Annotated in this window: 20 protein-coding genes; 12 read left to right on the plus strand and 8 right to left on the minus strand. The window is 69.1% G+C overall.

Annotated features, from left to right (window positions below; genetic code table 11):
- Nucleotides 1-69 precede the first annotated feature (69 nt).
- The 10 genes from Psi02_RS04775 (at nucleotide 70) to Psi02_RS04820 (ending at nucleotide 9,069) form a co-directional block, all read left to right on the plus strand.
- Complete coding sequence (locus tag Psi02_RS04775) at nucleotides 70-1,080, plus strand: aldo/keto reductase (protein WP_203972186.1); 1,011 nt, start codon at nucleotides 70-72, stop codon at nucleotides 1,078-1,080.
- A 110-nt stretch (nucleotides 1,081-1,190) separates the two neighbouring features.
- Nucleotides 1,191-2,267: an LLM class flavin-dependent oxidoreductase gene (locus tag Psi02_RS04780; protein ID WP_203972187.1), complete on the plus strand. Its 1,077-nt coding sequence runs from the start codon at nucleotides 1,191-1,193 to the stop codon at nucleotides 2,265-2,267.
- The gene (locus Psi02_RS04785) at nucleotides 2,264-2,881 is read left to right on the plus strand and encodes an FMN reductase (protein WP_203972188.1); all 618 of its coding nucleotides are present in this window, start codon (nucleotides 2,264-2,266) and stop codon (nucleotides 2,879-2,881) included. The genes Psi02_RS04780 and Psi02_RS04785 overlap by 4 nt, the downstream gene beginning before the upstream one ends.
- Nucleotides 2,882-2,951: 70 nt before the next feature.
- A complete protein-coding gene (locus Psi02_RS04790) occupies nucleotides 2,952-4,814 on the plus strand; it encodes an AfsR/SARP family transcriptional regulator (RefSeq protein WP_203972189.1) in 1,863 nt (620 codons plus the stop codon).
- 74 nt (nucleotides 4,815-4,888) lie between these two features.
- On the plus strand, nucleotides 4,889-5,581 hold the full coding sequence (locus tag Psi02_RS04795; protein WP_203972190.1) for a class I SAM-dependent methyltransferase: 693 nt from the start codon (nucleotides 4,889-4,891) through the stop codon (nucleotides 5,579-5,581).
- 143 nt (nucleotides 5,582-5,724) lie between these two features.
- Nucleotides 5,725-5,895: a hypothetical protein gene (locus tag Psi02_RS04800; RefSeq protein ID WP_203972191.1), complete on the plus strand. Its 171-nt coding sequence runs from the start codon at nucleotides 5,725-5,727 to the stop codon at nucleotides 5,893-5,895.
- The gene (locus Psi02_RS04805) at nucleotides 5,892-6,800 is read left to right on the plus strand and encodes a CHAP domain-containing protein (protein ID WP_203972192.1); all 909 of its coding nucleotides are present in this window, start codon (nucleotides 5,892-5,894) and stop codon (nucleotides 6,798-6,800) included. Before Psi02_RS04800 ends, Psi02_RS04805 begins: the two co-directional genes overlap by 4 nt.
- Nucleotides 6,801-7,009: 209 nt before the next feature.
- Nucleotides 7,010-7,285 (plus strand): putative quinol monooxygenase, encoded by a 276-nt coding sequence (locus Psi02_RS04810; protein ID WP_239094626.1) that lies wholly within the window; start codon nucleotides 7,010-7,012, stop codon nucleotides 7,283-7,285.
- 213 nt (nucleotides 7,286-7,498) lie between these two features.
- Nucleotides 7,499-8,107: a DUF305 domain-containing protein gene (locus Psi02_RS04815; RefSeq protein WP_203972194.1), complete on the plus strand. Its 609-nt coding sequence runs from the start codon at nucleotides 7,499-7,501 to the stop codon at nucleotides 8,105-8,107.
- A gap of 119 nt (nucleotides 8,108-8,226) precedes the next feature.
- The gene (locus Psi02_RS04820) at nucleotides 8,227-9,069 is read left to right on the plus strand and encodes an MBL fold metallo-hydrolase (protein ID WP_239094607.1); all 843 of its coding nucleotides are present in this window, start codon (nucleotides 8,227-8,229) and stop codon (nucleotides 9,067-9,069) included.
- A 48-nt stretch (nucleotides 9,070-9,117) separates the two neighbouring features.
- On the opposite strand, the gene Psi02_RS04825 is transcribed toward Psi02_RS04820, so the two are convergent.
- The 5 genes from Psi02_RS04825 to Psi02_RS04845 form a co-directional block, all read right to left on the minus strand.
- Entirely contained in the window at nucleotides 9,118-9,897 is a 780-nt protein-coding gene (locus Psi02_RS04825) for a TIGR03943 family putative permease subunit (protein WP_203972195.1), read from the minus strand.
- A 5-nt stretch (nucleotides 9,898-9,902) separates the two neighbouring features.
- Nucleotides 9,903-10,916, minus strand: a complete 1,014-nt coding sequence (locus tag Psi02_RS04830; RefSeq protein WP_203972196.1) for a permease — start codon at nucleotides 10,914-10,916, stop codon at nucleotides 9,903-9,905.
- Between the two features lie 128 nt (nucleotides 10,917-11,044).
- Nucleotides 11,045-11,917 carry an NUDIX hydrolase gene (locus Psi02_RS04835; RefSeq protein WP_203972197.1) on the minus strand — a complete coding sequence of 291 codons (873 nt, stop codon included), beginning with the start codon at nucleotides 11,915-11,917 and terminating at the stop codon, nucleotides 11,045-11,047.
- Between the two features lie 39 nt (nucleotides 11,918-11,956).
- On the minus strand, nucleotides 11,957-12,208 hold the full coding sequence (locus Psi02_RS04840; RefSeq protein ID WP_203972198.1) for a hypothetical protein: 252 nt from the start codon (nucleotides 12,206-12,208) through the stop codon (nucleotides 11,957-11,959).
- Nucleotides 12,209-12,948: 740 nt separating this feature from the next.
- A complete protein-coding gene (locus Psi02_RS04845) occupies nucleotides 12,949-13,701 on the minus strand; it encodes a M15 family metallopeptidase (protein WP_203972199.1) in 753 nt (250 codons plus the stop codon).
- 368 nt (nucleotides 13,702-14,069) lie between these two features.
- Here Psi02_RS04845 and Psi02_RS04850 point away from each other — a divergent pair, with 368 nt between their 5' ends.
- The gene (locus tag Psi02_RS04850) at nucleotides 14,070-15,251 is read left to right on the plus strand and encodes an ATP-binding protein (RefSeq protein ID WP_203972200.1); all 1,182 of its coding nucleotides are present in this window, start codon (nucleotides 14,070-14,072) and stop codon (nucleotides 15,249-15,251) included.
- Between the two features lie 105 nt (nucleotides 15,252-15,356).
- Here the strand turns inward: Psi02_RS04850 and Psi02_RS04855 are convergent, their stop codons facing one another.
- Together Psi02_RS04855 and Psi02_RS04860 are read right to left on the minus strand one after the other, a co-directional pair.
- Entirely contained in the window at nucleotides 15,357-16,175 is an 819-nt protein-coding gene (locus Psi02_RS04855; protein WP_203972201.1) for a MauE/DoxX family redox-associated membrane protein, read from the minus strand.
- A 3-nt stretch (nucleotides 16,176-16,178) separates the two neighbouring features.
- Nucleotides 16,179-17,117, minus strand: a complete 939-nt coding sequence (locus tag Psi02_RS04860; protein ID WP_203972202.1) for a hypothetical protein — start codon at nucleotides 17,115-17,117, stop codon at nucleotides 16,179-16,181.
- 300 nt (nucleotides 17,118-17,417) lie between these two features.
- On the opposite strand from Psi02_RS04860, the gene Psi02_RS04865 reads away from it, so the two are divergent.
- Nucleotides 17,418-17,915, plus strand: a complete 498-nt coding sequence (locus Psi02_RS04865; RefSeq protein ID WP_203952503.1) for a SigE family RNA polymerase sigma factor — start codon at nucleotides 17,418-17,420, stop codon at nucleotides 17,913-17,915.
- Nucleotides 17,916-17,986: 71 nt separating this feature from the next.
- On the opposite strand, the gene Psi02_RS04870 is transcribed toward Psi02_RS04865, so the two are convergent.
- A complete protein-coding gene (locus tag Psi02_RS04870) occupies nucleotides 17,987-18,466 on the minus strand; it encodes a MarR family winged helix-turn-helix transcriptional regulator (protein ID WP_203972203.1) in 480 nt (159 codons plus the stop codon).
- Nucleotides 18,467-18,508: the final 42 nt, after the last annotated feature.

An 18,508-nucleotide genomic window follows, 5' to 3' on the forward strand; every position in this document is an offset into this window, starting at 1 on the left:
CGGACAGGTAGCCGGATGGAACGTGGAAGGGAGCATCAAGCTTCTTAACGTGCGGAAAGGTTCACCACCATGGGCATCAGGTCCTTCCTGCCCGGCCCTTTGGGCTTCGGCACCGCGCCGCTGGGCAACATGTACCGCGCCATCCCGGACGACGAGGCCGCGGCCACCGTCGAGGCCGCCTGGGACAGGGGCACCCGCTACTTCGACACGGCCCCCTTCTACGGTGCGGGCCTGGCGGAGATCCGGCTCGGCGAGATTCTGGCCGCGCATCCTCGCGACGAGTACGTCCTGAGCACCAAGGTCGGCAGGCTCATCCTCGACGAGACCGAGGATCCGTCGGCCCGTGACCTCGGGGAGAAGGGCAGGCTGTTCGAGCACGGCCGCCCGAACAAGATCGTCTACGACTACAGCGCGGACGGCGCCCGTCGATCGATCGCCGACAGTCTCGAACGCCTGAACACCGACCGCCTCGACATCGTGTGGGTCCACGACGTCTCCCCGGACTTCTGGGGAGACGAGTGGCTGGCCGCCTTCGACCTGGCCCGCACCGGGGCCTTCCGCGTCCTGCAGAAGTTGCGCGACGAAGGCGTCATCAAGGGCTGGGGCCTGGGCGTCAACCGGGTCGAGCCGTGCGAGCTGACCCTGGAGCTCGACGAGCCGAAGCCGGACGCCTTCCTGCTGGCCGGCCGCTACACCCTCCTCGACCACGAGCGCGCTCTGCAGCGGCTGTTCCCCGCGGCGGCCAAGCAGGGCGTCGACATCGTCGTGGGCGGGCCGTACAGCTCGGGAATCCTCGCGGGCGGGACGCATTTCGAGTACCAGAAGGCGCCTGCCGACATCGTCGCGAAGGTGGAGCGCCTCAAGTCCCTCGCCGAGCAGTACGGCATCAGCATCAAGGCGGCGGCTCTGCAGTTCTCCCTGGCGAACCCCGTCACAGCGGCGGCCATACCCGGCGCCTCACGGCCGAGCCGTGTCGCCGAGGACGTCGCCGCACTCGGCGAGAAGGTCCCGGCGGAGTTCTGGGCGGCGCTGCGCGAGGAGAAGCTGATCGCGCCGGACGCCCCGGTGCCCACCGGTTGACCACACCCGGCTCGCGGGAGGCCGCACTCCGACCTGCGGCGCGGCAGGCATGAACGGCACGTGATGCGGACGTGCAGAAGGTGTCAATGCCGCGGCGCTTTCATGACGTCATGCACTTCGGCATCTTCACCGTCGGCGACGTCGCGCCCGATCCCGCGACCGGGCGCGCGCCGAGCGAACATGAGCGCATCACGCGGATGATCGAGACGGCGCTGAAGGCGGAGGAGGTGGGCCTCGACGTCTTCGCGATGGGCGAGCACCACAATCCGCCGTTCGTGACGTCCTCACCCACCACGGTCCTCGGCTACATCGTGGCGCGGACCAGCAGGATCCTGCTGTCCACCTCGACGACGCTGATCACCACGAACGACCCGGTGAAGATCGCCGAGGACTACGCGACACTCCAGCACCTGGCGGAGGGACGGGTCGACCTGATGATGGGCCGGGGCAACACCGGCCCGGTGTATCCGTGGTTCGGCAAGGACATCCGCGACGGGATCTCACTCGCAGTGGAGAACTACGCGCTGCTGCGCCGGCTGTGGCGCGAGGACGTGGTCGACTGGCAGGGCAGGTTCCGCACGCCACTGCAGTCGTTCACCTCGACTCCGCGCCCGCTCGACGGCGTGCCGCCGTTCGTCTGGCACGGCTCGATCCGCAGCCCGGAGATCGCCGAGCAGGCCGCCTACTACGGCGACGGGTTCTTCCACAACAACATCTTCTGGCCGAAGGAGCACACCCGGCGGATGATCGACCTGTACCGCACCAGGTTCGAGTTCTACGGGCACGGGCCGGCCGACCAGGCGATCGTGGGGCTCGGCGGGCAGGTGTACATGCGGCGCAGGTCACAGGATGCGATCGCCGAGTTCCGGCCGTTCTTCGACAACTCCCCGGTGTACGGCCACGGGCCGTCGCTGGAGGAGACCATGGAGCAGACGCCGCTTGCCGTCGGCAGTCCACAGGAGATCATCGACCGGACGCTCCAGTTCCGGGAGCATTTCGGCGACTACCAGCGCCAGCTGTTCAACGTGGACGGCATGGGCCTGCCGCACCAGGCGGTCCTGGAGCAGATCGACTTCCTCGGTGAGGAAGTGGTCCCCGTGCTCCGCAAGGAGTTCGGGGCGCTGCGACCGGCCCACATCCCCGACCCGCCGACGCACGAGTCGCTGAAGGCGGCACAGGCCCGATGAGGCGCACCATCGCCGTGGTGTCCGCCGGGCTCGGCAGCCCGTCGTCGAGCCGGCTCCTCGCCGACCGGTTGTCGGCCGCCGCCGAGCGCGAGGTGCGTGAGCTGGGCGACGAGGTGGAGGTGCGCGTGATCGAGGTCCGCGACCACGCGCACGACCTGGTCGACAACCTGATCAGCGGCTACCCGGCCGCGGACCTCAAGGGCGCGCTCGAGACGGTGATCGGGGCCGACGGGCTGATCGCGGTGACGCCGACGTTCACCGCCTCCTACAGCGGGTTGTTCAAGACGTTCTTCGACGTCCTCGATCTGCTGGACGACGACGCGCTGGCGGACAAGCCGGTGCTGATCGGCGCGACCGGCGGCACCGCGCGGCACTCGCTGGTGCTGGAGAACACGATCCGGCCGTTGTTCACCTACCTGCGGGGCGTGGTCATGCCGACGTCGGTGTTCGCGGCGCCGGAGGACTGGGGAGGCGCGGCCGTACCGGATCTTCTGGCGCACCGGATCGACCGGGCGGCGGCCCAGCTCGCCGGAGAGATCCATCGACGGGACGCGCCGGTCGCCCGCGACCCGTTCGAACCGACGCCGTTCGCCGACCTCCTCGGTGCGGGCTGATCTGGAATACCCGCCGGACCTCGGCCGTTGCCCGATCTGAGCATGCGGTCGGTTCCGGAGGGAGTCCTTGGTGGGCGAGCGGCTGCGCTTCGAGGTGCTCGGTCCGGTGCGCGCCTGGCGCGGTGACGACGAGATCGAGCTGGGCTCCCCGCAACAGCGGGCGATCCTCGCGATCCTCCTGTTGCAGGCCGGCCTGCCCGCCTCGCCCGACCAGCTGATCGCCGCGATCTGGGGCGGAGCCGCGCCGCGCGCGGCGGTCGGCGTGGTCCGCTCGTACGTGTCGCGACTGCGGCGCGCGCTCGACCCCGGCCACCCGGCAGCGGTGATCGAGTCGGTCGGCGGCGGCTACGTGCTGCGGACCGAGCACCTCGACCTCACCGAGTTCCAGCGGTTGCTCGGCGCCGCCAGGGAGGCCCGCCGTGCGGGTGACGCGCCCGCGGCGGCGACCGCCCTGCGCGGCGCGCTCGCTCTGTGGCACGGCACCCCACTCGCCGGCGTCAACGGGGACTACGCCGAGTTCGAGCGCGTACGGCTCGGGCAACTGCGGCTCACGGCGATCGAGGACCTGGCGGCGGCCGACGTGGAGTCGGGACGGCATGCCGAAGCGGCCGCCGAGCTCGCGGAGGTGATCGCCGAGCAGCCGCTGCGGGAACGGCCGCGCGAGCTGCTGATGCTGGCGCTCTACCGATCCGGCCGGCAGGCCGACGCGCTGGCGGTGTTCGGGCAGGTGCAGCGGCTCCTCGCCGACGAACTGGGCCTGGACCCGGGCCCGGACCTGCGGGAGATGCAACGGCGGATCCTCGCGTCCGACCCTGCGCTGCTCGCCCCCGCCGCACCGGCGCCCACCGCCGCCATCGCGTCGCCCGGCCCCACCCAGCTGCCTCCCGACCTGCCGGACTTCGCCGGCCGCGACGAGGAGCGGTCTCTCATGGCCGGCGCGCTGACCCCGTCCCACGCGAGCGTGCCGGTGGTCGGTGTCGAGGGGCTCGCCGGCGTCGGCAAGACCACTCTCGCCGTACACCTCGGGCACGCGGTCGCCGCGAACTTCCCCGACGGCCAGCTCTTCGTCGACCTCGGTACGGCAGGCGAACCGCTGGCCGAGCTGTTGCGCGGCATCGGCGTGCTGGACGCGGGCCTGCCGGAATCGTTCAGCGAGCGAATGGCGTTGTGGCGGACCCTGACCACCGGACGCCGGCTGCTCGTCGTGCTGGACGACGCCCGCGACCCCGAGCAGGTGCGGCACCTGCTGCCCGGCTCCGGCGGGTCAGCGGTCGTGATCACCGCGCGGCAGAGGTTGTACGGCCTGGCCCACGTCCATTGGCTGAAGCTGGTCGGGCTGCGCGAGGACGACTCGATCGCGTTGCTGGAGCGGCTCATCGGCGCCGACCGGGTGCGCCCGGAGCTTGCGGACATTCGTGATCTGGTCCAGCGCAGCGCCGGCCTGCCGCAGGTGCTGCAGGCCGTCGGCGCGCGGGTCGCCTCACGGCCGGGCTGGAGCATCGCCGAGGCGAAGCGGCGGCTCAGCAGGCCCGCCCCCGGCTCGCCGGTGCTCCCGTCGGAGTGCGGGGCCATCGAGCGGCCGTACATGTCGCTGATGGAGCAGTTGTCACCTGAGCAGGCGCGGGCGTTCCGGCTGCTGTCCGTGGCGGACGAGCCGGATGTCTCGCTCGGCGCCGCCGCGGCCGTGCTGGGCCTTTCGCTCGAAGACACCGACATGTTGCTGGAGTCCCTCGTGGACCTGCACCTGCTGGAGTCCGGTGACCTGGACCGGTACTACTACCACGAGCCACTGCGGAGATTCGCCCAGAGTCGCGCGTTCGTCGATGACGGCCCCGAGGCGAGCCAGGAGGCGCTGACCAGGCTGGTTCAGTTCTCCGGCGCCGAGGAGAGCCGGATCGGCCTCGGCGGACGGGTGACCGCCGTCATTAGGTGAGGCCGAACACGTGGTCTGACGCGGCACGCCACAGCGCCTCCCAGGAGGGGCGTCCGCGATGCAGGATGGCGCATATGACCACTCCACCGCTCTATCACGGCACCGGACCAGGACCGATCACGCCGGACGGCTGCGCGGTCGACTACTACGCGACGCTCGTGCCCAACGGTGAGCCGGAGCTCATCCACGCGGCCGTACCGGAGGAGGCGTCCATCCTGGAACTCGGCGCGGGCGCCGGCCGGATCACGCACAGTCTCGTCGCCTTCGGACACGACGTGGTCGCCGTCGACGAGTCGCCCGAGATGCTCGCGCACATCAAGAGTGCCGAGACGGTCTGTTCGCCCATCCAGTCCCTGTCCCTCGACCGGACGTTCGACGTCGTCCTGCTCATGTCCTTCGTGATCGAGACGGCTGACGACGATCTTCGCCGGGCCTTCCTGGAAACCTGCCGACGGCACGTCACGGCCGACGGGTGCGTGATCCTGCAGCGCAAGCCGCCCGAGTGGTACGACACCGTCCAGCCGTTCGAACGGCATGCGCCGGACGGCCGCCTCCTCCGTATGACGGAGGTCAGCAGGCAGGGACCCGACCTGCTCCTGTCCACGATGGAGTACACGATCGGCGACCGGACCTGGACGCACACCTTCCTGAGCAGGCGGCTCGACGACGCGTTCCTCGAGACGGCGCTGAACGGCGCGGACCTGACGATCGCCGAATTCCTGGACGACGACCGCGAGTGGGTCCGCGCGGTGCCGGTCCGCACGTAGGGGCCGGAGGGCTGCTCCCGTCGGGCGTGGATCTGGCGGTCCGTAATTCCCCACATATCTCTGAACCGAGACCGAATTGGTTGCTAACGGATCAATCCGAACGTTGCAGGATCTAATACGAAGATCTGCAACCGGAGGGACCGATGTCCGAACCCGAACCATCCGAGGCCGATCTCGTGGCCGCCGAGGTGGACATCCATGACTGGGGGCCGACCGAGGAGGACGAGGAGCAGGTCCTCCGCGATCTCGGTTACGTGCTCAACCCCGTGACCGGCGTCTATGAAGGCGAGGGCCACGTGGACGGTGACGTATGAGCGTGCAGAGCATGCTGGCGGCCGCCCGCGCGTCCCTCGGCCTGGTGGGCCGGCCGAACTACATCACCCGCGACTACGCGACCCGGCACGGCGACGAGTTCCTGAAGGCGTCCTGGTGCGACCAGGCGGTGACGTACTGGGCGAGGAAGAGCGGCAACGCCGCGGCCGTCCTGCCCCAAGGGGACCGCGCCTACACGGTCTGGCATGCGCAGGACGGCCAGAAACTCGGCCGCTGGTTCGTGGGGACCACGGCGAACGTGAAGGCGCACGCGAAGCCCGGCGCGATCGTGTTCTTCGACTGGGAGGGGCGGGACGCCATCGGCGGGGTCGATCACGTCGGCGTCGTCGAGCGCAACCTGGGCGACGGCCGCGTCCAGACGATCGAGGCCAACACCGGGGACGCCTGCAAGCGGCGCGTGCGCGCCGCTCCGGTGATCGCCGGCTTCTGGAATCCCGACTACAGCGTGGAGGACGACGTGCCCGAGGTGGTTTCGCTGGGAGCCGGCGCGGACCAGCAGGTCGCCGCGAACGGCGAGATCGTGGTGCGGTGGGGGACCGAGTATGTGGACGACCCCAAGGCCCATGGTGATGGTGGCGTGGCGGTGCTCGCGTCCGGAGAGCGCTGGTGCCTCTGCGACGCCCTGGTGAGGATCAGTGGTCTGCAGCCGGGCGACGAACTGGACGTGTCGTGGGCCCGGTACGACCGGGCGGGAAAGAAGTTCCTCGACGACGCGTGGCGGCTCACCTGTCATGCCGGCCCGGACGGGCGCATCGAGGTCAGTGTCGGCGGCCAGTTCGCCCTGGATGCCGACAACCAGCTGCGCCTGAGGATCATCAACGCCAGCCCTCGGGTGGCCGTGGTGGAGAAGGCCACCATGGCCAAGGTCTCGCTGTTCAAGCACTGACCGCCGCGGCCCCCGGCCCGTGTGCCCGTGGCCCGGGAAGGCCGACGCGATCGGTCTTCCCGGGTACGGCTCGCCGCGGTCCGGCGGTCTCGCGGTTCAGCGGTTCAGCGGTCTCGCGGTCTCGCGCGGTCCCGCCGGAAAGCGTCGGTACGGCGACGTACGGTGTCGGTGTCGTCGCCGTCAGACCGCTGGAGGTCGCCTTGATCATCGTGTCCGGGAAGCTCTACGTGGATCCCGAGGCCCGCCATGCGTACTTGGCGGGCTGTCTGAGCGTCATCGAACAGGCGCGGACGGCCCCCGGGTGCCTCGATTTCGTGCTGGCGGCGGATCCGGTCGAGCCGGGACGGATCAATGTGTACGAGCAGTGGGAGTCCGACGCGCATCTGGAACGGTTCCGCGGGTCGGGACCCGAGCCGGACCAGGCGGCCGCGATCCACGAGGCGCAGGTGGCCAAGCACCGCGTCGCCTCATCCGAGGCCCCCTAGCGACTCTGCCGGTCGGCGGGTGAACCTCTCTCTCGCCCAGACGGAGACCGGGCACATCCTCATATAGGTGGACAAGAAGGTTTACAGATTCTCCTGGGCAGCTTTACGCCTTCCGTTTACCCTGAGGCGGGGTCCATCCGGGTGGGCTCCGCCTCTCCGAGATCTGAGATCCGCGGGTCTGAGATCTGAGCGGCCCGAGCGGGAGGGATGGGAATGAGAGCGGTCACCATCGGGGCGCCTCTCCTCGCGGTGATCACCGCGTTACTGGTCGCTCGATGCGTCGCCGCCGGACCGGCCCAGTCGGTCGCGAGCCACCACCATCACCCTTCAGGAGGAACGAGCGCGGTCTCCACCCCCGCCACCACGCCGTCCGGCTCTTTCAACGCGACGGACGTCGCCTGGCTGCAGCTGATGATCCCGATGACGGAGCAGGCCATACGGTTGCTGGATCTGGCGCCGGACAAGACCGCCGACCCGCGGATCACCCGCCTGGCCGAATCCCTCAGCGCCGATCACCACGCGGAGCTCCGGCGACTGCACGGCCTGCTGGACCGATCAGGCGTGCCGTACGTCAACGTGCACGAAGGGCACAACATCCCGGGCATGGTCACCACGGACGAGCTCAAGGTCATCACCGAGGCCGAGGGCCCCGCGTTCGACCGGCTGTTCGCCGATCACACGCGTGACTATCTGAAGCAGTCGGTGCTCGTGGCGCAGGGCGAGCAGGGGTCGGGGGCGGACACGGACACCAAGGCCTTCGCCGCCGCCATGGCGAAGGCTCACACGGGCGAGCTCACGCGGCTCGCCGGGCTCGGGGACTGAGCCGCCGCATCCACCTGGAGTCCTTCGGCTTCTGGCCGGCGGCCGGGGCGATACCACCCCCACGCACGGGTGATTCATGCCCATATGCGTAGCCTGAAAGTGCGAGAGGGGAGGAAGACATGAGCGATCAAATGGATGCGAGCGTCTTCTTCATCGGCAACGCGACCACGATCATTCGCTGCAACGGGTTCACGGTGCTGACCGACCCGAACTTCCTCCACCGCGGCCAGCGGGCCCATCTCGGCTGGGGGATCACCACGAAGCGCCGTACCGAGCCCGCGATGGACGTCTATGAGCTTCCGCCGCTCGATGTGGTCGTCCTGTCCCACATGCACGGCGATCACTGGGATCGGGTCGCGCGGCGCGGCCTGGACAAGAACGTGCCGATCGTCACGACCCACCACGCCGCCGGGCGGCTCAAGCGGCAGGGCTTCCGCAACGCGCTCGGCCTGGAGACCTGGGACGAGCACCGGATCCAGCGCGGGGACCGCACGCTCACGATCACCGCCATGCCCGCACGCCACGCGCCGGGGCTGGCGCAGATGTTGATGCCGCCCTGCATGGGCAGCATGCTGGATTTCGCCAGGCAGGGCGAGATGGACCTGCGCCTGCACATTAGCGGAGACACGATCATGGACCCGTGCCTGTCGGAGATCCCGCAGCGCTTCCCCGACATCGACGCGGGCATCGTCCACCTCGGCGGGACCAAAATCGTCGGCCTGCTCGTCACCATGGACGGCTGGCAGGGAGCCGACTGGATCCAGCTGATCAAGCCGGCGTCCGTGCTCCCGGTCCACTACGACGACTACGAGGCCTTCAGTTCCGGCATCGACGACTTCCAGCAGCAGGTCAACCGGGCCAGGCTCTCTCACCTCGTCCACTACATCGGGCGCGGCGAGACCTACCACCTGCCGATCCGGCGCCCGGGCACGCACCCACAGCCGCCGCCGGGTCCTCACTAGATCTCATCGCCGCACCACGAGGGCGGCCGGCAGGTACGGCCCGCCGGGTCACTCGTACGGTTCGAACGGCTGAGGGATCTCGGCGACGTCGGTCGCGGCCAGTTCGGGTGCGACCGTGCCGTTCGGGATCTTGTCGGACTTCGGGGCGATCCAGGTGCCCGTGACCTCGACCCAGGTGTCGTCCGGAGGGCGCTCGGCGTCGAGGACGGCGACCTTCAGAGCGATGGCGTCGGCGGCGCAGCAGCTCATCTGCATGCGCGTGACATACCACCGGTCCTTCTTGCTGGAGCGCACCACGAAGCCGGTCAGCGTGACCTTCTTCCCCGCGAGCGAATGCCTGGAGTCGCCCCATGCCCGGCCGATGAACTCGCCCAGCGCCATCGACGTGGCCCTGTCCGCGGCCAGCGGGACGTACGCGTCGGCGGAAAGGGAGGGCGGCGGAGGCGGGGTCTCCTCCGAGCGGGCGGCGAAGGCGCCCAGCGGGGGAGGCGCGATCAGGAAGATGGCGAACACCGGCAGGCACAGCAGCCAGGCCACCCGCGACACCCGGGAATGGTCATGCCCGTGATGGTGCCCGTGGTCTCCCGCGGCCGCGTGCGCGGAGCCCGACCCGGTGTCTTCGTCCCTCTGGCCCGGGCCTGTCTCCGTGACGTGGGGCTTGCGCCACTCCTGAACCAGGCCGATGACGCCGAGCACGAGCACGACGGCGCCCGCCGCGATCAGGAAAGGGCGGAATCCCGGTTTGACGTAATTCATGTACGTCGTCGAAAGGACGGTGACGCGCAACACCGCGCCGCCGAGCAGCACGAGGATCAGGCTCTGGGACATCCGGTTCACAACAGGACCTCTCCGACCGCGATGCTCGTCACGATGCCCAGCAGGAAGGTCAGCGGGACGAACCGGATCGCGAACGAGCGCCCGAACGTCCCGGCCTGCAGGGCGATCAGCTTCAGGTCCACCATCGGTCCCACCACCAGGAACGCCAGCTTGGCGGTGGGAGAGAAGGCGGTGAGCGACGCCGCCACGAACGCGTCCGCCTCCGAGCAGATGGACAACAGAACCGCGAGCAGGCCCAGCGCGACCACCGACAACACGGGGATTCCGGCCACGGAGGCGAGCCAGGTGCGCGGCACGACCACGTTGAGCGTCGCCGCCGTCAGGCCTCCCACCACGAGGAACCCGCCCGCGTGGAGGAGATCGTGGCGCATCGCGTCGCGGAAGGCCGCCCAGGACGAGCCGGAGGCGGGCGGACGCGACGGGATGCGTAACCAGCCGGACCTGCCGAACCGGAGCCAGACCCAGCCGACCAGCACCGCGACGGCGAGCGAGGCGCAGAACCGGGAGACGACCATGAGCGGCTGCTGGGGAAAGGCGACCGCGGTGGCCACCACGACCACCGGGTTGATGGCGGGCGAGGACAGCAGGAACGCCAGCGCGGCCGCGGGGGTGACGCCCCGGGCCATCAGACCGGATGCCACCGGCACCGACGCGCACTCGCAACCGGGGAGGACCGCGCCCGCCGCTCCGGCGATCGGGACCGCCACGTACGGGTGACGGGGAAGCGCCCTGGTCCAGAACGACGGCGGCACGAAGGCGGTGATGGCGGCCGACAGCAGCACGCCGAAGACCAGGAAGGGCAGGGCCTGGACGCAGATCGCCACGAAGACGGTCGCCCAGGTCTGCAACGCCGGCGCCGCCAGCACGGGCGTCAGCACGAACCGCCCCAACAGGAGCAGGACGACGACGAGGGCGAACACCCACGGCATCACGGGGGAGACGGCGGACCTGCGGCCCCATGCGTCAGGGGGGATCTCGACCGTTCGGTCGGCCACGGCTCGGTCGGGCATGCGCCAATCCTGGCAGCCCGCGACGACAGCCGGGATCGCCCTGTGGAAAACATCGCCCCGGTGGAAAACGGGGAAGCGCTGGAAGCGCGGAAGGCGTCTTCGGAGAGCGTGGGAGCGTGGGAGCGTCGTCAGAGTTGGCCGAGCAGCCAGCGCGGGCCGGTGACGAGCGCTCCGAGTTCGGTGACGCGCTCACGCAGCCCTCGGTCGGCGGTGACGACGAGGACCCTCTCCCACGGCCGGGCGTCGCGGACGACGTCCACGATCGCGTCGTCCCCGCTGGCCGGCGCCACGACGACGTCGAGGCCGGGGTCGGGGACGGGGTCGGCGCCGCGAGCGGCGGCCCCCTCCAGGACCGCGATGATCCGCGGGAACCACAACGTGAGTTCCGGCAGGTCTTCCGGCTGCCTGCCCAGGCCGCCGGACACGAGCGGGAGGATGTCGTTGAGCAGCCGGTTGGCGGCGCCCGCCCGGTCCTTCCACCAGCCGTGCTCGGCCCGAGCGCCGACGATGTTGGCGACGTCGAGCACCAGGACGAGCGGGCCGAGCGCGGGCCTGATCTTCGGCCAGGTGTCGGCGAACCCCGGGTGGAGCCGCTTGGCCGCCACCTCGTCGGCCGCGATCCAGCGCATGTCGGCGCTCTCGCCACTGGCGGCGGTGGCCTCGAGCAGGCCCGCGGCTCCGGCGATCACGGTGTGGTACGACCAGCCGCCGTGGTCGTCGACGTAGACGCCCTGGACCCGGACTTGATCGGGGGTGAGCGCCGCCTCCTCCCGCGCCTCACGCAGAGCGCCCGCGACGGCGTCCTCGTGGCTGTCGCGCGCGCCTCCTGGAAGCCCCCAGGTCCCGCCGTGATGGCTCCACCAGGAGCGCTTCTGCATCAGGACGTACGGCATGCCGTCCAGCGTGTGGTGGACGGCGAGGAGCCCGGCCGCTCCGTGGACCCCCCAGTGCTGGTGCCCGCGGTCGCACAACGCCCAGCCGTCCCCGTCCATCGCCGTCATGGCCTCATCCTGCCGCAGCGGGGGCCGCGGATCGCCTGATCACCAGGCCTCCAGCGGCATCTCCACTCCCGACGTCAGGTCGAAGAGCACGACCCCGTCCTCGATGCGGATCACCTGGATCTGCGTGGCGAGGCCGGAGTCCCTCATGCGCATGGCCGCCTCGTATGCGGCGGTGGCGGAGGCGTAGCGGTCGGCGGCCCCGAAACCCGGGTTCGGCCGGATGGAGCGCACTTCGAAGCGATCGACCGGCCAGATGGGAGATACGGGACCTGAGTGGAGCCAGTCGGACATCGTTCTCCTGTCACGCCGCACTGGGAGGGGCAGTTGATCTGGGCGCGGGGCACGGGCGTCGCAGTGTGACGGGCCCGATGGCCGATCGTTATGAACCGGTAAGCGATCCTTCCCGGTCCGTTCCCGCAGTTCTACTAACGTGTGACTCCTGACTCGCGATTCCCCCATTTTGGGAGAATCGGGAGATTTCATATCAGAGTACAGAAGACGCCCGCTTCCTTTCAGCTGGAGGAGCGGGCGTTGTTCTTTTCCGGCCTCTCGGACAGGGTCTCACGTCCGCCGTCAACGAACGATTCGTTCGGCATGAGAGATCGTCTCACCTGGGCAACGGAGCGAAGGTGTCGGCGGCGGCGCTCAGTGATCGCTCGGCGTTCGTGCCGCATTCGCCGGGCGGTCGTTCAGGGAAGAAGTTCGATCTTCAGATGGGAGTGGACCGAGATCGCCGATCTTTCCGCGGGGTCGCCGATTCGCCGGTTTGTTGAAACATGCGACCCCGCCGTCCTGTCCGAGGCCGAGGATCGGCGATCAAGATGAATGCCATTTAAGGCGATTTGCCGCCCTATGTGAGTTTTGACGGCAAAGGCAAGTGGCGATCTTTATCATGCTCATTTGCGCTTTTGTGAAACCGTACAAACCTGTCAAGGCGCACGGTCGACCCGGCCGGGCCGCCACACCTGATCGCGTGCGTGCGCGCACGGTGCGAAGGTGGCGGGCCACCTGGATCCGGCGGACCGTGGGACCTACCGGCCGTTCTCGGAGAAGTGCTGGTAGTCCTTGTCGCCGGACCAGGAGCCTCCCCAGCCCCAGCCGACGGAGGCGAAGGCCCGGACCACCCGGTCGCCCGGGTTGATCACGCCCGGCTTCTTGAGCGGGCGGCGGACGAAGGCGTCGGCGTTGCGGTGGGCGTTGGACCCGTCGGCGTAGACGTAGGGGTTCTCCCGGGGGTTGACGTCGACCGCCAGGCCGTAGGCGTGCTCGGACCAACTGCTCGACCCGGTGGCGTTGCGGCAGTTGAAGGCAGAGGTGTTGTCCGCGTCGATCGAGTCGTTGTCGCTTCCCTTGTAGACGTCGACCGGTTGCATCCGGCGGATGGGGTAGCGGTAGTCGTACAGCTTGGCGAAGACCGTGATCATGTCCTTGGCGGCCGACTGGTTGACCACCAACTGCCCGGTGTGCGGCTTGCCGTCGAAACCCCAGTACGTCATCGTGATCTTCCGTAGGTCGCCCGGAGACACCGGGCAACCCGAATGCCACGAGTGCGGCACGTCGGCGCGGGAGACCTTCTGGACCTTCGCCGAGAACTTCGGCGGCCCCGCCGGCGTCGGCGAGGGCGACGGTGTGGGGGTGCTCGGCGCCGGTGGCGAGGGTGAGACCGACGCCTCCGTCTGGAAGGCGGCCGGAGCCGGCGTGACGGCTTGGGTCCCGCCACAGGCGGTCAGACCCAGGACGGCGACCGTCACTATCGCTGACCTGGGCTTCCATGTGGACGACATACGCGCAGAGTACCTGTGCGGCGCAAGTCGCCGTCGCCTTTCGGGCGTTCTGGGAGCGGGTCCGGCACGGTCTCGCGAGGGCTTTGCCGGAGCTTTTCTCGCGAAAACCTCGCGCACATGTTCGATGGCGCGCTACAGTTCTGGCCATCGGATCGAACATGGGTTCGGTCGCCGTCTCGGCAGGTGAGGGGTGTGCAATGACAGTTCTCGCGGCTCCCGAACCCGTCCTGGCCCCTTCGCCCGGGCCGACGGTCCCAGACGCCTCGACGGTCGCCCGGTGTGTTCCGCTCCGCCCGCGGACGACACGCCGTAGCGCTTTCTACGGAAATCTACGACGGCCGCTATATCCCGTCATAAAGTCCGAGAGCGTGGACCCCGTGCGCAATCCCTATGCCCCCGGCGCGGGTCAGCGCCCTCCGGAGCTCGCCGGGCGCGACCGCGAGCTGCAGCAGTTCGAGGTTGTGCTGGAGCGGGTGGCCCGTGGCCGCCCGGAGCGGAGCATGGTGCTCACCGGTCTCCGGGGCGTCGGCAAGACCGTCCTGCTCAACACGTTCAAGTCGATGGCCATGCAGCGGCTGTGGGGCACGGGCAAGATCGAGGCCCGTCCCGACCAGTCGATCCGTCGGCCGGTCGCCGCGTCGCTGCACATGGCGATCAGAGAGCTCGCCCCCCGCCATCGGGCGCCCGAGCGCATCGAGGAGTTCCTGGGTGTGCTGAAGGCCTTCGCCATGCGCGACCCCGCGGCGGCTAAGGGCACCTCCCACTGGTCGCCCGGCATCGACGTCCCAGCGTCACGCGGGCGAGCCGACTCCGGTGATCTGGAGATCGACCTGACCGAGTTGTTCGTCGACGCCGCAGGCGTCGCGACCGATCTCGGCGTCGGCATCGCGCTGTTCATCGACGAGATGCAGGACGTGCAGGCGCCCGACATCTCGGCCCTGTGCGCCGCCTGCCACGAGCTCTCCCAGACCGGCGGTCCGCTGATCGTCGTCGGGGCCGGGCTGCCTCACCTGCCGAGCGTGTTGTCGGCCAGCAAGAGCTATTCGGAGCGCCTCTTCCGGTACGCCCGGATTGACCGGCTCGACAGGGACGCCGCCGATCTCGCGCTGATCGCACCGGCCGAGCGCGAGGAGGTCGAGTTCACGCCTGAGGCGCTCGACGCCCTCTACGAGGCGGCCGACGGCTACCCCTACTTCGTCCAGGCGTACGGCAAGGTCGCCTGGGATCTCGCCCCGCGCAGCCCGATCACCGTCGACGACATCAAGGTATCGGCGCCCGAGGCCGAAGAAGAGCTCGCCGTCGGCTTCTTCGGCAGCCGTTACGAACGGGCCACCCCTGCCGAGCGCGACTACATGCACGCGATGGCCCAGCTCGGGGATGATCCCGTGCCGACCGCCGACGTCGCCGACTCGCTGGGCCGCAAGCCTTCCAGCCTGTCTCCGGCGCGGGACAGCCTCATCAAGAAAGGCCTGATCTACAGCGCGGAACGCGGCGTGATCGGATTCACGGTCCCTCACTTCGGGAGGTTCCTGCGTGCCCAGCCGCTGTAGCCGTCCCTCCCATTGACCTCTCTACGGCTTTCTAGAGGGGAAGCTAGAGAGCCGTAGAGAGCTTAAGCATGGCCCCTTCATGCGGGAATCTATGCCTGTATAGCGTCAGGCCGATACATGCATAGATTCCTGCAGAGGGGTGATCGGGCGACCGTCGGCGTTGACGATCGCCGACTTCACCGCGGGTCGCCGTCCGCTCAGATAGACGGCGAAGACGACGTCGGCGCCGTCTCGCGCAGGGAAGACGAAGAACCGCCAGCAGAGCTCCCGCCACATGTCGGCGGGTTCGTCGGAGACGAGCATCGGAGCATGCGACCGCCATGCCGAGCTGGACTGAAGGCGGGACAGAGCTCGTTTGGCGGGAATGGCACGCTGCTCACAGGGAGCGCGATGGCGGAGGCGGGAGACCGTCTCCTCGATCTCCGTGGACAGGAGCAGGACCAGTGCGATGCCCCCGGCCAGCCATGCCGTCGTCATCCATGACCAGCCGGACAGGGCCGCGTATCCCGGGCTCTCGATCGCCACGATGACCGCCATGGCGGCCAGGACCGCCGCTCGGCCGATGGACCGCATCCCGATCGGCGCCGCGCTGACCTCGCCGAAACAGCCGCATCCCACATCGGGCCGCCTGCGGCGCAGGTCCCACAGGACGTAGGTGGCGACGGAGAAGAACGCGACCGGCATCCAGCGGGCGACCGCCTGATCGGGGAGCAGGAGCAGCACCGCGATCAGGCCCAACTCGCCCAGCGCGCAGCCGATCATCGCGGCCTTGCGGAAGCGCTGCGGAGCGAGCACGGCGGGCCCGAGCCGGCCCAGGCCGCCGATCTCGGCGTCACCGTCGGCCGTGGCGAGCTTCGCGACGCCACCCAGCAGCAGCATCGCGATGAGGATCGGCAGGGCCGCTGCCGCGATGGTCGAAAGCATGAGTCACCCCAATCCGACGCGCGCGTTGAAGCAGCCTTTGATCAGATCCCCACCCAGCTCGACGTACGACGTGGCGGACAGTTCCACCAGCCTGCCGCGAGGTGAGGTGCCGCACTCCAGGCACCGGTCGCAGAAGCGTCCGGCGATGCAGCCGCAGCCGATGATCGGCAGCGCGTTCGCCCGGCCGTCGCAGACGTTGCGGACGAACAGCATGGACCCGACCGCCAGGTACGGCAGGCCGGCGCAGGACCGCCCAGTGTCCTCACAGTCGGCGTCCGCCGACTCCAGCATCGGATAGGTCACGCCCGGTTCGGTGAAGTCCCCCCACGCGGCGGCGCCGGAGATCTTCGACTGGACCCCGCGGAAGGCCGGTGGCGGCGGAGGGACGGCCTTGGCCCGATAGGGAGGTTGTGACGTCGCGGGTATCTGGGCGAGAGCCGTACCGGCGTCCATGAGGCCGATGGCGTCGAAGAGGTACCCCGCCTCGAGTTGTGGATGCCGGACCCGGATCCGCCCCGACGTCCGATAGGGGACGACCACCGACCGCCGCCCGCGGTGCGGGCCGCAGTCGAGTTCGACGGTGAGGTCCCGCTTTCCCGTGATGCCGAGGATGACCCCGGTCATCCGGGTGATGTTCGCCCATATGCGGTCGACCACCGTGCCCGAGCGTAAGGCGCGAATGACCACCCGCGCCCCGACCGGCAGGTCGGCAGGGGCGACGGACGTCCCATGCCACGCGGTCGCCCAGGGGGCGATGACCATCCGCCGCTCCTGGCCGTCGTCGTCCTCGACGATGATCAGATGCGGGCTGACGTCGAGGATCTCGCCGCTGACGGCGTCCAGCGTCATCCCGTCGTCGGCGGTCAGTCGCGGCGCCTCGGTGTCGCGGCCGAGCACCGCCGCGGCGAGCGCGCGTCTGCGATCAACAGTTCGGTACGGCATCGATCCTCCCCACGCCTTCTAGCCTCACATGCCGCGAATGCCGACAGGGGAGGAATGGCCGTCGATGGCGGACTCCGGAGCAATAATCCCACCCCAGGTGGAAGGCGTATCGCTCTAGTCCGGGCAAATCAGTGCCTACGGGGCGAGCGCCGTATCGGCAGGGGTGGACGAGGGCTCCGCCACCGAGCTTGCGCGATCTTTGCGCTTGACTGCACGAAACCTTGTTTCCGGTTCAGCCGGATTCTGGAATGTGGCTGCCATTCTGGCACGAGATGCCTCTCAGGCCAGGTCGGTGATCGCATGATCGTGAACCATGAGGAGTTCCATACGTATGTGGTGTCCCGGGGAGCAGCCCTGTTGCGGGTCGCGCATCAGCTGACCGGGAACCCCTGCGACGCCGAGGACCTGCTTCAAGCAGCCCTCGCCAAGACCTATCTCGCCTGGGATCGGATCCAGGATCGGTCCTCGCTGGACAGCTATGTGCGCCGGGCGATGGTGAACATCAACATCTCGTGGTGGAGGCGGCGAAAGCTGGAGGAGTACCCGTCCGAAGATCTGCCCGACATCCCGACGCAGCATGATCCGCGGCATCAGTTCGACGAACTGGAGCAGGCGCTCGACCGTCTGCCCGCCAGGCAGCGTACGGCGATCGTCCTGCGCTACTACGAGGACATGACCGAGATGGAGATCGCCAGGACTCTGGGGATCAGCGTGGGAACGGTGAAGAGCACGGTGTCCCGGGGGATGGCCAAGCTCCGCGGCGACCTGGTTCCCGTGGGCCGCGAGGCGATGAACTGAGAGCTCTTCCGGCGGGGGGTACCCGGGGGTGCCACGGAGGGATCGTGGCATTCCCAGGGGCGTCGTGCGGCTCAACTCGTCGGGGCGCGCTCCACGCCGGCGGTGGCGCATGGCCGGACGACGTCGCGAATGGTGCGAAGGGTCTCAAGGAAGGTCGCCAACTGCTCAGGGGTCAGCAGGCTGGTGAACCAGGTGTCGATGTCCTCAAGGTGCTGCGGTACCAGGGCCGTGAGGCGGTTCACGCCCTCCTCGGTGAGCACGGCATAAGAGGCGCGCCGGTCGGTGCTGCACGGGCTGCGCTGGACGAGGCCCTCACGTTCGAGCCTGTCCACGACGCGGGTGATCCCGCTTGTGGACAACGACGTCTGCCCGGCGAGGTCGCTCATCCTGAGTCTGTGTTGAGGTGATCGGGCCAGGCGTATCAGTGTCTCGAAGTCGACCTCTGAGAGACCGGCGGCGGAGAAGGTCTTGCCGAGTTCGGCCGCCAATCCCGTTGAGACCTCGGCCAGCAGGCCCATCGCGGTGAGCCGCGGGTCGTCAAAAGGATCCATGCGTAAAGTCTACGCGACGATAGTTGACGATTGGAATAATCC

The organism is Planotetraspora silvatica (assembly GCF_016863315.1).
Taxonomy (GTDB): Bacteria; Actinomycetota; Actinomycetes; order Streptosporangiales; family Streptosporangiaceae; genus Planotetraspora; species Planotetraspora silvatica.

Bases quoted from the DNA above. Each gene is read 5' to 3' on its own strand.
- Psi02_RS04775 (WP_203972186.1), top strand. From the start codon at position 70: ATGGGCATCAGGTCCTTCCTGCCCGGCCCTTTGGGCTTCGGCACCGCG.
- Psi02_RS04780 (WP_203972187.1), top strand. From the start codon at position 1,191: ATGCACTTCGGCATCTTCACCGTCGGCGACGTCGCGCCCGATCCCGCG.
- Psi02_RS04785 (WP_203972188.1), top strand. From the start codon at position 2,264: ATGAGGCGCACCATCGCCGTGGTGTCCGCCGGGCTCGGCAGCCCGTCG.
- Psi02_RS04795 (WP_203972190.1), top strand. From the start codon at position 4,889: ATGACCACTCCACCGCTCTATCACGGCACCGGACCAGGACCGATCACG.
- Psi02_RS04800 (WP_203972191.1), top strand. From the start codon at position 5,725: ATGTCCGAACCCGAACCATCCGAGGCCGATCTCGTGGCCGCCGAGGTG.
- Psi02_RS04805 (WP_203972192.1), top strand. From the start codon at position 5,892: ATGAGCGTGCAGAGCATGCTGGCGGCCGCCCGCGCGTCCCTCGGCCTG.
- Psi02_RS04815 (WP_203972194.1), top strand. From the start codon at position 7,499: ATGAGAGCGGTCACCATCGGGGCGCCTCTCCTCGCGGTGATCACCGCG.
- Psi02_RS04820 (WP_239094607.1), top strand. From the start codon at position 8,227: ATGAGCGATCAAATGGATGCGAGCGTCTTCTTCATCGGCAACGCGACC.
- Psi02_RS04825 (WP_203972195.1), bottom strand. From the start codon at position 9,897: ATGTCCCAGAGCCTGATCCTCGTGCTGCTCGGCGGCGCGGTGTTGCGC.
- Psi02_RS04830 (WP_203972196.1), bottom strand. From the start codon at position 10,916: ATGCCCGACCGAGCCGTGGCCGACCGAACGGTCGAGATCCCCCCTGAC.
- Psi02_RS04835 (WP_203972197.1), bottom strand. From the start codon at position 11,917: ATGACGGCGATGGACGGGGACGGCTGGGCGTTGTGCGACCGCGGGCAC.
- Psi02_RS04840 (WP_203972198.1), bottom strand. From the start codon at position 12,208: ATGTCCGACTGGCTCCACTCAGGTCCCGTATCTCCCATCTGGCCGGTC.
- Psi02_RS04845 (WP_203972199.1), bottom strand. From the start codon at position 13,701: ATGTCGTCCACATGGAAGCCCAGGTCAGCGATAGTGACGGTCGCCGTC.
- Psi02_RS04855 (WP_203972201.1), bottom strand. From the start codon at position 16,175: ATGCTTTCGACCATCGCGGCAGCGGCCCTGCCGATCCTCATCGCGATG.
- Psi02_RS04860 (WP_203972202.1), bottom strand. From the start codon at position 17,117: ATGCCGTACCGAACTGTTGATCGCAGACGCGCGCTCGCCGCGGCGGTG.
- Psi02_RS04865 (WP_203952503.1), top strand. From the start codon at position 17,418: ATGATCGTGAACCATGAGGAGTTCCATACGTATGTGGTGTCCCGGGGA.
- Psi02_RS04870 (WP_203972203.1), bottom strand. From the start codon at position 18,466: ATGGATCCTTTTGACGACCCGCGGCTCACCGCGATGGGCCTGCTGGCC.